Raw genomic sequence first — 13,931 nt, 5'->3', positions numbered from 1 at the left:
ACGGGCGGGCGTCAACCCGTCGTACGGGCCGTCCCGTTGAGCGTGAAGCGGGACGGCGCCGCGCTGACGCGCGTGTGGTTGGCCTGGTAGCCGGCGGTGACGCTCGCGTTCGGGGCGATCGTCCTGTCGTACGAGACGTTCGCGGCCGTCACCACCCCCGCCGCCGGCGTGCAGGTGTCCTCTCATGGTCGTCGCGGTCACCCTGCAGGCGCCCGGCGGGGGGCTGCGACGCGGGACCCGAGCGTTGGTCCACTGCTTGATCTCCTCGCCGCAGTTCGGTTGGCGCAGGGTCCGGAACATCACCTACAAGTAGGCGCCGTTCCTTCCCCCCACGGTGGATCCGGCCGTACGAAGCGCACCCGCGCGGCGCTTCGTACGGCCGCCGTGTCATCGGGTGACGGCTCCGGTGATCTCCCGCTGGTACCGCGCGTAGGCGGTGCGCAGGGGCGCGCCCGGCCAGTCGGCGGGGAGCAGTTCGGGGGGCAGTACGGGATCGGCGAGCAGATGGCGTACGACCGCCGCGAAGGCCGTGAAGCGGTCGGCCGGGAGGTCCGCCTCGGCGAGGTGGGTGAGCAGGGCGCGGGCCGTGGCGGCCCAGGCGTCCAGGGGCCACAGGGCGGCGGCCAGTTCGCGCGCGGGACGGTCGGGCCGGGCGGTGTAGGACTGGGCCACCGGTGCCAGCTCCTCCTCCGGCACGCGGCGGATCAGGTTGGCGGGGCGCAGCCAGACGCCCTCGCGGAGTTGGGCCAGTCGCAGGGCGGTGAGACGGGCGCGCAGGTCGGCCCGTTCGGCGGGACCGCGGCCCGTCGCCGTGATCACCACCATCTCCCAGTCGCCGTCCCACGCGCGCGTGCGGGCCTCCACGGCCTCGTCCTGGCGGCGCTGGCGGGCCAGGAGCCGGTCGCTGAGCCGGTAGACGGAGTCCGTGCGCCGCAGGTCACCGGCGTTCACCATGCGGCTGAGCGCGGCACGCAGCGTGGAGCCGCCGACACCGAACGGCTCCACCACGCGGACCAGGTCCTTCACCGGAAGCTCCGGCGGATGAGTGCCCAGCAGCAGGCTCAGCACGACCGACCGCGCGGACAGCGGCCGCAGGTCGACCTCGCCGGACGGCTCTGACACGTTCATGCGCATGGGCACGTACTGTACGTGCGCCTCCTTGTTGCAACATTGCTACGGCCGAAGAAAAGGCGCAACATGGCGGCATGGCCTCGACACCCACGCCCGCGCACGCGACCCATGACGTCACCAACCAGCCGCCCCCGCTGACGCCCTACGACGCCGCCCAGGACACGGCCCTGCTCGAAGGGCTGCGCCGGGAGGGCGCCGGGTGGGCCGAGGAGGAGATCCGCCGGCTCGGCCTGCGGGCCGGCAGCGCCGAGGCACAGGAGTGGGCCGAACTGGCCAACGTGCACGAACCGGTGCTGCGCACGCACGACCGGTACGGCAACCGGATCGACGAGGTCGAGTTCCACCCGAGCTGGCACCACCTGATGCGGGCCGCCGTCGCCGAGGGGCTGGCGGGCGCGCCCTGGGCGGACGACCGCCCCGGCGCCCATGTCGTGCGCACGGCGGGCGGACTGGTGTGGGGGCACACCGAGGCCGGGCACGGCTGTCCGACGTCGATGACGTACGCGGCCGTCCCCGCCCTGCGCGCCCAGCCGGAACTGGCCAAGATCTACGAACCCCTCCTGACCGGCAGGGAGTACGACCCGGAGCTGCGGGTCCCGACGGAGAAGCCCGGTCTGCTCGCCGGCATGGGGATGACCGAGAAACAGGGCGGCTCGGACGTCCGTACGAACACTACCGTGGCGACTCCGACCGCCGAGCCCGGCGTGTACACCCTGCGCGGGCACAAGTGGTTCACCTCGGCCCCGATGTGCGACGTGTTCCTGGTGCTGGCGCAGGCTCCGGAGGGGCTCTCCTGCTTCCTGGTGCCGCGGATCCTGCCGGACGGCAGCCGCAACACCTTCCGCATCCAGCGCCTGAAGGACAAGCTGGGCAACCGCTCCAACGCCTCCTCCGAGCCGGAGTTCGACGCAACCGTGGCGTGGCTGGTCGGGCCCGAGGGCCGGGGCGTGAAGACGATCATCGAGATGGTCAACTGCACCCGCCTGGACTGCGTGATGATGTCGGCCACGCTGATGCGCAAGACGCTGGTCGAGGCGGGCCACCATGTGCGCCACCGCAGCGCGTTCGGGGCGCGGCTGATCAACCAGCCGCTGATGCGCAACGTCCTGGCCGACCTGGCGCTGGAGTCCGAGGCCGCCACGACGCTCACCCTGCGGCTGGCCGGGGCCGCCGACCGGGCGGTCCGCGGCGACGCGGGCGAGGCGGCCTTCCGGCGGATCGCGACGGCCGTCGGCAAGTACTGGGTCACCAAGCGGGGCCCGGCCTTCACCGCGGAGGCCCTGGAGTGCCTGGGCGGCAACGGTTACGTCGAGGAGTCCGGCATGCCCCGCCACTACCGCGAGGCGCCCCTGCTGTCGATCTGGGAGGGCTCCGGGAACGTCAACGCCCTGGACGTGCTGCGGGCGCTCAGGCGCGAACCCGCCACCGCACACGCCCTGTTCGACGAACTCGCCCTGGCGCGCGGCGCGGACGCCCGGCTGGACGCGGCCGTGGTCCGGCTGGAGGGACTGCTGGCCGCCGGGTCCGAGGCCGGTGCGCGCCGGCTGGTGGAGCTGATGGCCCTGGCCCTGCAGGCCTCCCTGCTGGTCCGGCACGCCCCTCCCGCCGTCGCCGACGCCTTCTGCGCGACCCGGCTGGGTGGCGACTGGGGCCACTCCTTCGGCACCCTGCCCGACGGCGCCGGCGTGGACGCGATCCTGGAGCGCGCGCTGCCCGCCGACGGCTGAGACCGAGCCCCGGGCAGCGTCACCCCCGACGCCACCGCGTTGCCACCGCGTTGTCAGTGGCGTGGTGCACACTCGCGATCAGTTGGCACCGCGCCTGGGGAGGACGACGTGTTCACGGGGATCGACGAGGTCGACTGGGCCTCGCTGCGGCATGCGTACGGCAACGCGGAGGACGTGCCCGGACTGCTGAGGGGGCTGGCCTCGGCGGACCCGGCCGAGCGGGAGACCGCGCTCGACGGGATGTACGGCGCGGTGCACCACCAGGGTGACGTCTACGACTCGACCCTGGCCTGCATTCCCTTCCTGTTCGCCCTGGTCGGGAGCAGGGCCGTGGAGGAGCGGGGCGGCGTCGTGGAACTCCTGGTCGGCATAGGGCAGGACGGCGAGGACCGGGAGGGCGCCTCCGACACCTGCGCGATGGCGTGCACCGCGGTCCGTGCGAGAGCCGGGGTCTTCGCCCGGCTGACGGGAGATCCGGACCCCGAGGTGCGGCGGGCGGCGGTCGGCGCGCTGGTGCGGTTTCTCGACGAACCGGCGCGCGTGCTCGGCCTGGTGCGGGAGCGGCTCACCGTCGAGCGGGACGACCGGGTCCTGCTCGCCCTCACCGAGAGCCTCGGCGTCTTCGCCCGCCGCCACCCGGGGTACGCCGCCGAGGCGGTGGATCTGCTGACGGCCCGGAGCGCCTCGTCGTTCGGTCCGGCACTGCGGCTCGCCGCGCTCGGCCAGCTCGCGGGCTGCGCGCCCGAGCGGCTGCCGGCCGACCTGGTGACCACGGTCGTACGGCTGCTGCGGGACCGGTCGGAGCGGCCGACGGGCCGGTCACGGGAGCCCGACCGGCCCGACACCGACACGCTCGTCGGCCATCTGCGGCGACTGCGGCCCTCGGACGAGGAGGGCTCCCAGCTGCTGCGGACCCTGCACTCCGCGCTCGACGACCGGGTGAGCGACCGGATCGCCCTGCTGGTGGGGCAGTTGAACAGCCCGGCGTCGACGGACCGGGTCAACGCCGTGTGGATGTCCCCGGGGCTGATGCGCGAGTGGCGTGCCGACTACCGGGAGCCGGTGGCCCTGATCGGCGCCCAACTGGCGGCACCGGAGGACCGGTTGCGGGAGGCCGCACTGGCCGTCCTGGAAGACCTCTTCGAACTCGCCGCCCCCGCCGCCGATCACCTGGCCGCGCTGGTGGACTCCCGTCCGGACCTGTGGGTACGCCAGTGGGAGCACGGGGCGCCGACGCTGGGCGACCCGGTCAAGGCCCTGGCCAGAAGCGGCGACCCGCGGGCCGTGCCCGTGCTGGCGGAGGTGCTGGACGGGCCGGTGGTACCGAACGACCTGGGCCGTGTCATCACCCATCTCGGACCGGCCGCGACCCCGCTCGCCCCGGCCCTGCGACGCAGGCTCGGCGAGATCCCGCTGGACTCCCCGGAGACGTACGACCGGGCGGCACCCCTGCTGGCCGCGCTCGCGGCCCTCGCCGACGCGGAGTCCGTGCCCGAGATGCTGCGGCTGTTGCTGGGAGTGCCGGACGGGCTGCGGCTGCGGGAGCCGGTGGTGGAGTCGGCGGTACGGGCCCTGGAGTCCTTCGGAGCGGGCTCGTGCGCGGCGACACCGGCGCTGCGGGGCTTGCTGGACACCGGGTCCGCGGTCGCCGCGGCCGGCGCGCTGTGGTCGGTGGAGGGGGACGCGGCTGCCGTACTGCCGGTCCTGGTGCGGGAGTTGACGAGCGGGCGGAGGCAGGGCAGACGGGCGGCGGAGACACTGGGGCGCCTGGGACCGGCGGCCCGTACCGCGCTGCCCGAGCTGACCCGTATGACCGGGTCCGACGAACTGTGGGAGCGGATGGCGGCGGCGTGCGCGGTGTGGCGTATCAGCGGGGACCCTGAGCCGGCCGTCCCGGTCCTGCGGGCCGCCTGGGCCCAGAACCCGCACACGCGCGTCCCGATAGCCGCGTGCGTCGCGGCGCTGGGCTCCGAGGGCGCCCTCCTCCACGACCTGCTGCACACGGAACTGACCGCGAGGCGACGGCACCAGGCCGCGCTGGGCGGGTACGGCAGCCATGACATCCACGCGGACGAACAGCTGCTGCGGGTTTGTCGCGGGGCGGTGGGTGAGGCGTAGGGGACGACGAGCACCGGCTTCAGCGTGCCTCTCGTCGCCCCGTCACCGTGTCTTGCGCCCCCACAGCGGGCCGAAGCGGGACCACTCGGTGTCCCACTGGGCCATGCGGCGGCGTTCCAGGCGGCCGCACAGGACTCGGCCGCCCACGAAGGGGACCGCTGCCGCGCTGATGCCGACGAGGACGCCGATCAGGGATGCCCGCAGATGGGCCTGGGAGGCGGTGGCAGGCCTGGTGACCAGGTGGCCCTGGCGGTCCGACCAGATCGGGACCGTGGAGCCGGCCGGGCTGCCGGGACGGACCCGGACCTGGCCGGTGTGGCCGGAGCCGTCCGGCGCGGTCCAGCGGACCGTGCCCCAGACCTGTTCGCCGCTGGCCGTCCCGGTGCCGGTGGCCGCCCTCCCGGGTGCCTTCTCGGTGAGCCGCGCCTCGATCTGGCGCCACTCCACCCGCTCACGGGCCAGCCCGTGTTCGACGGACTGGGTCGCCGCCAGACCGGCCAGTACCCCGGCGACCACGGTCACCAGCCAGGCACCCAGCACGACCCAGGCCTCCACCGTGTCGGCGCGACGCTTGAGCGGGTTGCGCCGCCAGCGCCACAGCCACACCTTCGGACCACGGAACGCCATCGAAGGCATCCTCCTCATGAGCACAACGATCCCCGACCTCCCTCCCATACGGGCGAAGGTCCCCTGATGCTCAGGGCGACTCCCCCTGTCTCGACGGTCGCACGAGTACCCCGCTCGCGCAGGCCTGTTCGTGAAAGAGCCCACAAGATCCCGGAGCCCGTCCCGCCGTCGCCGTCTGACCTGCGACGACGCGGTTTGGGAGGTGACTGTCAGTGGTGGGGTGCAGACTGGCCGGTGTCCGGGTCAGAGACGTCGCGGAGGTGATCGGCATGACCGAGGTACTGCTCGCCGTGGGCACACGAAAAGGCCTGTTCATCGGGCGCAGGCGCGGGGACGAGTGGGAGTTCGACGAGAGTCCGTACTTCAACGCGCAGGCTGTCTACTCGGTGGCCATCGACACCCGCGGAGAGCGCCCGCGCCTGCTGGCCGGGGGCGACAGCTCGCACTGGGGGCCCTCCGTCTTCCACTCCGACGACCTGGGCCGCACCTGGACCGAACCGTCGCAGCCGGCCGTGAAGTTCCCCAAGGACACGGGCGCCTCGCTGGAGCGGGTGTGGCAGCTGCATCCGGCCGTCGCGGAGGACGACGTGGTGTACGCGGGCACCGAGCCGGCCGCGCTGTACCGCTCGGAGGACCGCGGGGAGACCTTCGAGCTGGTCCGTCCGCTGTGGGAGCACCCCACCCGGTCGAAGTGGGTGCCCGGCGGCGGCGGTGAGGGCCTGCACACCGTCCTCACCGACCGGCGCGACCCGCGGTCGGTGACGGTCGCGGTCTCCACCGCCGGGGTGTTCAGGACCACGGACGGCGGCGCGAGCTGGGCGCCCGCCAACTCCGGGGTCTCCGCGGTGTTCCTGCCGGATCCGAACCCGGAGTTCGGACAGTGCGTGCACAAGGTCGCCCGCGACGCGGCCAACCCGGACCGGCTGTATCTGCAGAACCACTGGGGCGTGTACCGAAGCGACGACGCGGGTGGCCACTGGACCGACATCGGCGAGGGACTGCCGTCCACCTTCGGCTTCGCGGCGGCCACCCATCCGCGGCGCGGTGACACGGCGTACCTGTTCCCGATCAACGCCGACGCGGACCGGGTGCCGGCCGATCGCCGGTGCCGGGTCTTCCGCACGCAGGACGCGGGCAAGTCCTGGGAGCCGCTGTCGGCGGGTCTGCCCCAGGAGGACCACTACGGCACCGTGCTGCGGGACGCGATGTGCACGGACGACGCCGACCCGGCGGGCGTGTACTTCGGCAACCGCAACGGCGAGGTGTTCGCCTCGGCCGACGACGGCGACAGCTGGCGGCAGTTGGCCTCGCACCTGCCGGACGTCCTGTGTGTGCGGGCCGCGGTGGTCGGATGAGCCGTCAGGGGGGAACGGGGGGCCTTGGCCACCGGTTGATCTCCGCTGCCCGTACGGCAGTAGGGTGACGCGCGTGGCACCACGACCGTTGCATGAAATCGTCGAAGCGGGCTGGGCGCAGGCCCTGGAACCCGTAGCCGGGCGGATCGCCGACATGGGGGACTTCCTCAGGGCGGAGATCGCCGCGGGACGCACCTATCTCCCGGCCGGCCCCAATGTCCTCAGGGCCTTTCAGCAGCCCTTCGACGACGTACGGGTCCTGATCGTCGGTCAGGACCCGTATCCGACGCCCGGACACGCGGTGGGGCTGTCGTTCTCGGTGGCTCCCGATGTGCGTCCATTGCCGGGCAGCCTCATCAACATCTTCCGGGAGCTGAACACCGACCTGGGCCTGTCCCAGCCCTCCACCGGTGATCTGACACCGTGGACGCAGCAGGGGGTGCTGCTGCTCAACAGGGCGTTGACGACGGCGCCGCGCAAGCCGGGTGCGCATCGCGGCAAGGGCTGGGAGGAGGTCACCGAGCAGGCGATACGCGCCCTCGCCGGGCGCGGCAAGCCGCTGGTGTCGATCCTGTGGGGGCGCGACGCGCGCAACCTGCGCCCGCTGCTCGGCAACCTCCCGTCGGTGGAGTCCGCCCACCCGTCCCCCATGTCCGCCGACCGCGGCTTCTTCGGCTCCCGTCCCTTCAGCCGCGCCAACGACCTGCTGGTCGGCATGGGCGGCCAACCGGTGGACTGGCGCCTGCCGTGATGGGCGGGCACGCCGGCGAAGGGGGTTCGGCCGGTGTCCTCGCGGTCGACTCGGGCGGCTCGGGGCTGCGGGTCGTCGTGGCCACGGGGCAGGGGTCCGTTCTCGGGCAGCGTGAGTCGGCGGGGCCGGTACGGACCAGGGCGCGGGGGATCGACGCCGGGCACTTCATGGAGCGACTGGTGCCTCTGGTGCGGGTGTTGCTCGCCGACGGTGGGGTCTCGGAGTTGCGGGCGGCCGCTGTCGGGGCCGCCGGGCTCGCCAGCCTCGGTGACGACCTGCGTGCCGGGCTTCCGGCGGCGCTGCGCGCGGAGTTCGGTGTTCCGGCCGTCGCTCTCGCCGCCGACGCGGTCACCGCGTACACCGGCGCGCTCGGGACGCGGCCCGGGGCCGTGATCGCCGGTGGCACGGGACTCATCGCCGTCGGTACGGATCTCCGGCGCTGGCGGCGCGCGGACGGCTGGGGGCATCTGCTGGGCGACTGCGGCAGTGGCGCCTGGATCGGCCGGGCCGGGCTCGAGGCCGCCCTGCGTGCCCACGACGGACGGCCCGGCGGATCGGCGGAACTGCTGGCGCGCGCCGAGGAGTTGTTCGGCCATGCGTCCGGAATCCCCGGGCGCCTGTATCCCCGTACGGACCGGCCCGCGGTCCTCGCCTCCTTCGCGCCCCAGGTCGGGGCCTGCGCCGGGAGCGACGCCGTGGCCGCGGACATCCTGCGCGCGGCGGCCCGGCACATGGCCGAGTCCGCGGCGGCCGTGTGCCCGGCCGAGGGCGAGCCGCACGTTGCCGTCACCGGGGGCCTGTTCAACCTGGGCGCCCCCCTCCTCGTACCGCTGGAGGAGGAGTTGACGAGGGCGCTGCCGAACGCCCGGCGGGTCGCGGCGGCCGGTGACCCGTTGAGCGGCGCCCTGCGCATCGCGACCGACCTGGCCGCGGGCACGCTCACCCTGCCGGGTGACGCGGCGATGTTGTCCGTGGTGACCACAAAGGGCGACTGATCCCAAGGCTCCGCAATTCGCCCGGTTCGTATGGCGATCACCGCCGATTCCGGCGTAACTCATCAGACAAAACAGGACGGATACCGCTCACCTGCACCCTCCCCGAACGGGAGAGCCCAAGAAGCCAGTAACATGCGTCGCCATGAGCTCCCCCACTGGACCCGCGTCCGGCCTGCCAGTACGAATGCCGCGACCTCGCCAGCCCGGGCGGCACCGCCGACCCGAGCCGCTGGCGGCTCCCGAGGGCGCGCCCGCGCTCGTCCTCGCGGTGCCGGGCACTCCCGGCACCGCGACGCGCGGCCTCGCCGAGGAGGTCGTGAGCATCGCCCGCTCCGAGCTCCCCGGTCTGGACGCGCGCATCGCGTACCTGGACGGGGACGACACGGAGTTCCCGACGCTCCAGGGTGTGCTGGCGCACGCCGCCGAGGAGCGCACGGCCCGCTACGAGCAGGCCAAGGCCGCCGGCCTGGACATCAAGGAGCCCGACGGCCCGGTGGCTGTCGTGGTGCCGCTGCTGGCCGGCCCCGACAGCGCGCTGCTGCGCCGGATCCGCCAGGCCGTCATGGAGAGCCGTGTCGCGGCCGACCTGACGGATGTGCTGGGCCCGCACCCGCTGCTCGCCGAGGCGCTGCACGTGCGGCTGTCGGAGGCGGGTCTGGCCCGCGCCGACCGCGCCCGGCTGTTCACCGTGGCGACCGCGGCGGACGGCATCATCCTGGCCTCCGTGGGCGGTGACGAGGCCGTGCAGGCGGCCGGGATCACCGGCATGCTGCTCGCCGCGCGCCTCGCCGTGCCGGTGATGGCGGCGGCCCTGGACCAGGACGGTTCGATCGCCTCCGTGGCCGAGCAGCTGCGCTCCTCGGGCTCGCAGCAGCTGGCGCTGGCGCCGTACCTGATAGGGCCGGAGATCGACCCCGGTCTGATCGAGGAGGCTGCCAAGGAGGCCGGCTGCGCCGCCGCCGAGGCGCTGGGCCCCTACCCGGCCATCGGCAAGCTCGCGCTGGCCAAGTACACGACCGCCCTGGGCATCGCCCCGCAGCAGCCGCAGGGAGCGCCGGTCCGCTGACCCGTACGGCACGACGTGGCACCGCCGAAGGGCCCGCTCCGCAGTCCGGAGCCGGGCCCTTCGGCGTTCCTTGTCCGCGAGGCTCAGCCGAGGACGACGCAGGACGCGGCCGGCACCTCGATCGAGCCCTCGTAGCGTGGCAGACCGGTGTCCGGGTCGACGGCGAACCAGGTCACGTCGCCGGAGCGTTCGTTCGCCGCGTAGAGGAAGCCCTCCGACTCGGTGAGGGCGCGGGGCCAGTGGCCGCCGCAGGGGACCGTGCCGATCAGCCGCAGCTCCTCGCCCTCGACGGCGAACGTGGACAGGACGTCCTCGCCGCGGGTGGCGATCCACACGAAGCGGCCGTCGGGCGCGGCGACGATCCCCGACGGGTAGGCGTCGCCGGCCGGGGCGGCGGGCAGGACCTGGGTCTCGGTCAGCGGTTTGAGGGTGCCGTCCTCGGCGTCCCAGTGGCAGGCGGTGACGGTGGGGGTGAGCTCGTTGACAACGTACGCACGCGTGCCGTCCGGGTGGAAGACCAGGTGGCGGGGCCCGGAGCCGGGGCGCAGGGCGATCTCGCGGTGCACGGTGAGCTCGCCCTCCGTCAGGACGCACACGCGCACCGAGTCCGTGCCGAGGTCGACGCTGACGGCCCATCGGCCGCTGGGGTCGGGCTGCACCTGGTGGGCGTGCGGGCCCTGCTGGCGGCGGGTGTGGGGACCGGACCCGGTGTGCTGGAGCACGGCGGACGGGGCGTCGGCGAGGGTGCCGTCGGGGCGCAGCGGTACGGCGGTGACGCTGCCGGAGCCGTAGTTGGCGGTCAGGACGTGCCCGGCGTGGAGGCTGAGGTGAGTGGGGCCCTGCCCGTCGACCGGTACCGGCGCCCCGGCCCGCTCGAGCCGGTCCTCGGCCACCCGGTAGGCGGCCACCGCACCCTCACTGGTCTCGCTCACCGCGTACAGGAGGCCCCCGCTGGGCGCCAGGGTCAGATACGACGGGTCGGGTACGCCGTCCACGCTGCTCAGGGCGGTCAGCGCGCCGCCGCTCGCGGCCACGGCCGCCGTCACGATCCCCGGCCCTCCGGCCGCCGTGAAGGACCCGATGAAGGCCCTCCGCCGCCGCACGCCGCCATCCGTCACCGCTGTCCCCTCTCGGTTCTGTGCCGCTGGGGGTGACGGTAGCAGTCGATCACGTGCGGTCTAGACCAGAGTGGGGACTGTTCCTGGCGTGCGGGTGAATGTTCAGGCGCCGGCCGACGAGGATCCGGACGGTGTGCGCAGGGGCGCGGCGAGTTCCGCGAGGGCGCGTTCCACGCCGTGCAGATGGGCCAGGGCGCCCGCGGCGGGGGGCTCGGGCGCGAGGGGGACCTGGCCGGTTCCGTCACCGGTGAGGGCCTCGACCGCGGCCTCGACACGCCAGCAGGCCGCGGCGAGCCGGGCGTCGTGCGAGGCCTCCGGGTCGGCGGCGACCGAGACCAGACCGCGGATCTCGCGGGCGCAGTCGTCGAGGAGGGCCAGTACCCGGCGGGCGCGTCGCTTGCGGCCGAGCATGGGGTTGAGCGGGTGCACGAGGGGGGCGACGGACAGTCGTACACGACCCAGCAGCTGCTCCAGCTCGGCCACCCTGGACGAGGGGTCGGCGTCCGGGGAGCCCGCGAGGCGGGCCGCGGCCTCCGCCGTACAGGCGTGCACACAGCGCAGGGCCCGCTGGATCCAGGCGTCGGTGGTCAGGTGCGTGGTGACCGGGAGGACGAACAGGACGGCGAGGGCGGCGCCCAGCGCACCGACGCCGGTCTCCGCCAGACGCAGGGCCAGCAGGCTCGGGGTGAGCACGCCCAGGAGGCCGTAGAGGAGCTCGGCGAGGAGGGTCACGCAGAGCATCATCCAGGTGTACGAGACGGCCGCCGAGTAGAAGATCCCGAAGACACAGCCGGCGAGGAGGACGGCCGTGGGCAGGCCGGCCCCGTCCACCGGTACCGCGATCAGGACGCCGAGGCCGATGCCGATCACCGTGCCGAGGACCCGGCGGAAGCCTCGGACCAGTGTCTCGCCGCGCGAGGCGGTGTTGACGAAGATCCACCAGGTGGCGCCGACGGCCCAGTACCAGCGCTGCCCGGACACCAGCTGGCCCACGACCAGGGCGAAGCCCGCACCGGCGGTCGCCTGGACGGCCTGGCGCGTGGTCACGCGGGCGAGGCCGGTACCGGCCGGCGGGGCGGGCGCGGGCACCGGGGGCATCCGGTCCTCGTAGCACCACAGGCCGAACCGCACCGCCGCCGCGCTCAGCAGGGACAGGACGACGGCGGCGGACAGCTCGGGCAGCCGCGCGGTGGTGGCGTGCAGGAACTGGGCCACGAAGAAGGTCATGAACGCGAAGACGCCGAGGCTGTGTCCGCGCGGGCCCCAGCGGCGCGCGTACACGCCGGCGCCGACGACCGCGAGGAAGGTGAGGTCGCGGGCCACCGGGTGGTCGTGCAGCTCCGCCGCGGCGGCGAGCACCGGCAGGCCGACGGCGGGCAGCAGCGCGGTGGTGACGGCCTGTCCACGGACCGTGGCGTCGGCGACGGTGAACAGGGCGAGCAGCGCGGCCAGCCCGCCGGTGACGGCACCGACGAGGGACAGCCCGGCCAGCGCGCACACGACGACGGCGAGGCCGATGCCGACGACGGCCCGGCCGGCGAACCGCAGCCGGACGCGCCCCGGATCCGGAGCCACGAACACCCGCTTCAGCACTGCTTCCCGCCCCCCTTGAACTCCTGCGAACCACGGCATGGAAAAGGCGCCGCGGGGTCCGCAGCGCCATCGACGCGCCCATTGCAGCATCCGCGCCGCTCCTGGCTCAAGTGGCGCCCGATATGCTGATCCATTGGTACAGCGAAAGCGGTTCGGGGGCGGCCACGGGCGAGCCAACGGACCAGGCCCGAGGAGAGTGCGCCCCATGGCCGTCGACGAACTCGACACCCGCATCCTGCGGCTGCTGCTGGAGCAGCCCCGCACGAGCGTGCGCGAGTACGCCCGCATCCTGGGCGTCGCCCGCGGCACGCTGCAGGCCCGCCTCGACCGGCTGGAACGGGACGGCGTGATCACCGGGACCGGCCCGGTGCTCTCCCCTGCCGCCCTCGGCCACCCCGTCCTCGCGTTCGTCCACATCGAGGTCACCCAGGGCCACCTGGACGACGTGGGGGACGCACTGGCCGCCGTCCCGGAGATCGTCGAGGCCTTCTCCATCACCGGCGGCGGCGATCTGCTGACCCGGGTGGTGGCGCGGGACAACGCCCATCTCGAGGACGTGATCCAGAAGCTGATCAGCCTGCCCGGTGTCGTGCGCACCCGCACCGAGGTCGCCCTGCGCGAGCGCGTTCCGCAGCGGCTGCTGCCGCTGGTCGAGTCGATCGGCCGGTCGGCCCGGACATGACCTTTGCCATGCCGGACATGACCTTTGCCATGCTGGGCGCATGAGCAAGCTCGGCACTCTCTCGGTCATCTTCGATCTCGACGGAACGCTCGTGGACAGCGAGCCGAACTACTACGAGGCGAGCCGCCGGACCCTCGCCGAGCACGGTGTCCCCGGCTTCACCTGGACCGAGCACGAGCGGTACGTCGGCGTGAGCACGCAGGAGACGGCACGGCTGTGGAAGCGGGAGTACGGCCTGACGGCCCCCGCCGGCGAACTGCTCGCCGCGACGAACCGCCGTTATCTGGAGCTGGCCGGCACCGCCACGCGCGTGTACCCGGAGATGCGCGGGTTCGTGGAGCTGCTCGCGGCCGAGGGCGTGCCGATGGCCGTGGCCTCGGGTTCGTCACCGGAGGCCATCGAGGCGATCCTCGCGGGCACGGGTCTGGACCAGTATCTGCGTACGGTCGTCTCGGCCGACGAGGTGCCCCACGGAAAGCCCGCCCCGGACGTCTTCCTGGAGGCAGCCCGGCGCCTCGGGGCCTCCCCGGCGGACTGCGTGGTGGTGGAGGACGCGGCACCCGGCGCGGCCGCCGCGCACGCGGCCGGGATGCGCTGCATCGCCGTCCCCTACCTCACCGCGCAGGCCGACGCCCCGCAGTTCGCCACCGCGGACCTGCTCCTGCGCGGCGGCCAGCCGGAGTTCACGGCGCGGGCCGCGTACGACTGGCTGGTGCGATCGGCGCGTTGACGGCGGCAACGGCGTCGAAGAGCATGATCGGGCCGGTC

Annotated in this window: 13 protein-coding genes; 8 read left to right on the top strand and 5 right to left on the bottom strand. The window is 73.9% G+C overall.

The features are described 5' to 3' along the window. Positions 1–11 precede the first annotated feature (11 nt). On the bottom strand, positions 12–155 hold the full coding sequence (locus tag ACWCQ1_RS24760) for a cellulose binding domain-containing protein (protein ID WP_133046830.1): 144 nt from the start codon (positions 153–155) through the stop codon (positions 12–14). A gap of 232 nt (positions 156–387) precedes the next feature. Beyond that, a complete protein-coding gene (locus ACWCQ1_RS24755; RefSeq protein WP_358606494.1) occupies positions 388–1,134 on the bottom strand; it encodes a PaaX family transcriptional regulator C-terminal domain-containing protein in 747 nt (248 codons plus the stop codon). Between the two features lie 71 nt (positions 1,135–1,205). Between ACWCQ1_RS24755 and ACWCQ1_RS24750 the strand changes: the two genes are divergently transcribed. Further along, positions 1,206–2,858: a DNA alkylation response protein gene (locus ACWCQ1_RS24750; RefSeq protein ID WP_451027396.1), complete on the top strand. Its 1,653-nt coding sequence runs from the start codon at positions 1,206–1,208 to the stop codon at positions 2,856–2,858. 108 nt (positions 2,859–2,966) lie between these two features. Continuing rightward, positions 2,967–4,976 (top strand): HEAT repeat domain-containing protein, encoded by a 2,010-nt coding sequence (locus tag ACWCQ1_RS24745; RefSeq protein ID WP_451027395.1) that lies wholly within the window; start codon positions 2,967–2,969, stop codon positions 4,974–4,976. Positions 4,977–5,018: 42 nt separating this feature from the next. Here ACWCQ1_RS24745 and ACWCQ1_RS24740 read toward each other — a convergent pair whose 3' ends face one another. After that, complete coding sequence (locus tag ACWCQ1_RS24740) at positions 5,019–5,603, bottom strand: Rv1733c family protein (protein ID WP_358606485.1); 585 nt, start codon at positions 5,601–5,603, stop codon at positions 5,019–5,021. Positions 5,604–5,872: 269 nt separating this feature from the next. On the opposite strand from ACWCQ1_RS24740, the gene ACWCQ1_RS24735 reads away from it, so the two are divergent. The 4 genes from ACWCQ1_RS24735 (at position 5,873) to ACWCQ1_RS24720 (ending at position 9,770) form a co-directional block, all read left to right on the top strand. Beyond that, positions 5,873–6,958 (top strand): WD40/YVTN/BNR-like repeat-containing protein, encoded by a 1,086-nt coding sequence (locus tag ACWCQ1_RS24735; protein ID WP_165955008.1) that lies wholly within the window; start codon positions 5,873–5,875, stop codon positions 6,956–6,958. Between the two features lie 73 nt (positions 6,959–7,031). Then, a complete protein-coding gene (locus ACWCQ1_RS24730; RefSeq protein ID WP_133046836.1) occupies positions 7,032–7,709 on the top strand; it encodes a uracil-DNA glycosylase in 678 nt (225 codons plus the stop codon). Continuing rightward, positions 7,709–8,704, top strand: coding sequence for an N-acetylglucosamine kinase (locus ACWCQ1_RS24725; RefSeq protein ID WP_358606481.1), 996 nt, complete (start codon positions 7,709–7,711; stop codon positions 8,702–8,704). The genes ACWCQ1_RS24730 and ACWCQ1_RS24725 overlap by 1 nt, the downstream gene beginning before the upstream one ends. Positions 8,705–8,846: 142 nt before the next feature. Beyond that, positions 8,847–9,770: a sirohydrochlorin chelatase gene (locus tag ACWCQ1_RS24720; RefSeq protein WP_358606478.1), complete on the top strand. Its 924-nt coding sequence runs from the start codon at positions 8,847–8,849 to the stop codon at positions 9,768–9,770. A gap of 83 nt (positions 9,771–9,853) precedes the next feature. On the opposite strand, the gene ACWCQ1_RS24715 is transcribed toward ACWCQ1_RS24720, so the two are convergent. Further along, positions 9,854–10,888, bottom strand: a complete 1,035-nt coding sequence (locus tag ACWCQ1_RS24715) for a lactonase family protein (RefSeq protein WP_451027394.1) — start codon at positions 10,886–10,888, stop codon at positions 9,854–9,856. Between the two features lie 102 nt (positions 10,889–10,990). Continuing rightward, entirely contained in the window at positions 10,991–12,481 is a 1,491-nt protein-coding gene (locus ACWCQ1_RS24710) for an FUSC family protein (RefSeq protein ID WP_358606472.1), read from the bottom strand. A gap of 205 nt (positions 12,482–12,686) precedes the next feature. Between ACWCQ1_RS24710 and ACWCQ1_RS24705 the strand changes: the two genes are divergently transcribed. After that, the gene (locus tag ACWCQ1_RS24705) at positions 12,687–13,163 is read left to right on the top strand and encodes an Lrp/AsnC family transcriptional regulator (protein WP_133046841.1); all 477 of its coding nucleotides are present in this window, start codon (positions 12,687–12,689) and stop codon (positions 13,161–13,163) included. Positions 13,164–13,203: 40 nt separating this feature from the next. Next, positions 13,204–13,893, top strand: coding sequence for an HAD family hydrolase (locus ACWCQ1_RS24700; RefSeq protein ID WP_358606469.1), 690 nt, complete (start codon positions 13,204–13,206; stop codon positions 13,891–13,893). Positions 13,894–13,931: the final 38 nt, after the last annotated feature.

The organism is Streptomyces sp. NPDC002144, assembly GCF_053593695.1.
This window is presented reverse-complemented; position numbering and strand designations above follow the sequence as displayed.

Excerpts from the sequence above, each read along its gene's own strand:
- ACWCQ1_RS24700 (WP_358606469.1), top strand. The coding sequence starts at position 13,204 with ATGAGCAAGCTCGGCACTCTCTCGGTCATCTTCGATCTCGACGGAACG.
- ACWCQ1_RS24755 (WP_358606494.1), bottom strand. The coding sequence starts at position 1,134 with ATGCGCATGAACGTGTCAGAGCCGTCCGGCGAGGTCGACCTGCGGCCG.
- ACWCQ1_RS24750 (WP_451027396.1), top strand. The coding sequence starts at position 1,206 with ATGGCCTCGACACCCACGCCCGCGCACGCGACCCATGACGTCACCAAC.
- ACWCQ1_RS24720 (WP_358606478.1), top strand. The coding sequence starts at position 8,847 with ATGAGCTCCCCCACTGGACCCGCGTCCGGCCTGCCAGTACGAATGCCG.
- ACWCQ1_RS24725 (WP_358606481.1), top strand. The coding sequence starts at position 7,709 with ATGGGCGGGCACGCCGGCGAAGGGGGTTCGGCCGGTGTCCTCGCGGTC.
- ACWCQ1_RS24735 (WP_165955008.1), top strand. The coding sequence starts at position 5,873 with ATGACCGAGGTACTGCTCGCCGTGGGCACACGAAAAGGCCTGTTCATC.
- ACWCQ1_RS24705 (WP_133046841.1), top strand. The coding sequence starts at position 12,687 with ATGGCCGTCGACGAACTCGACACCCGCATCCTGCGGCTGCTGCTGGAG.
- ACWCQ1_RS24740 (WP_358606485.1), bottom strand. The coding sequence starts at position 5,603 with ATGGCGTTCCGTGGTCCGAAGGTGTGGCTGTGGCGCTGGCGGCGCAAC.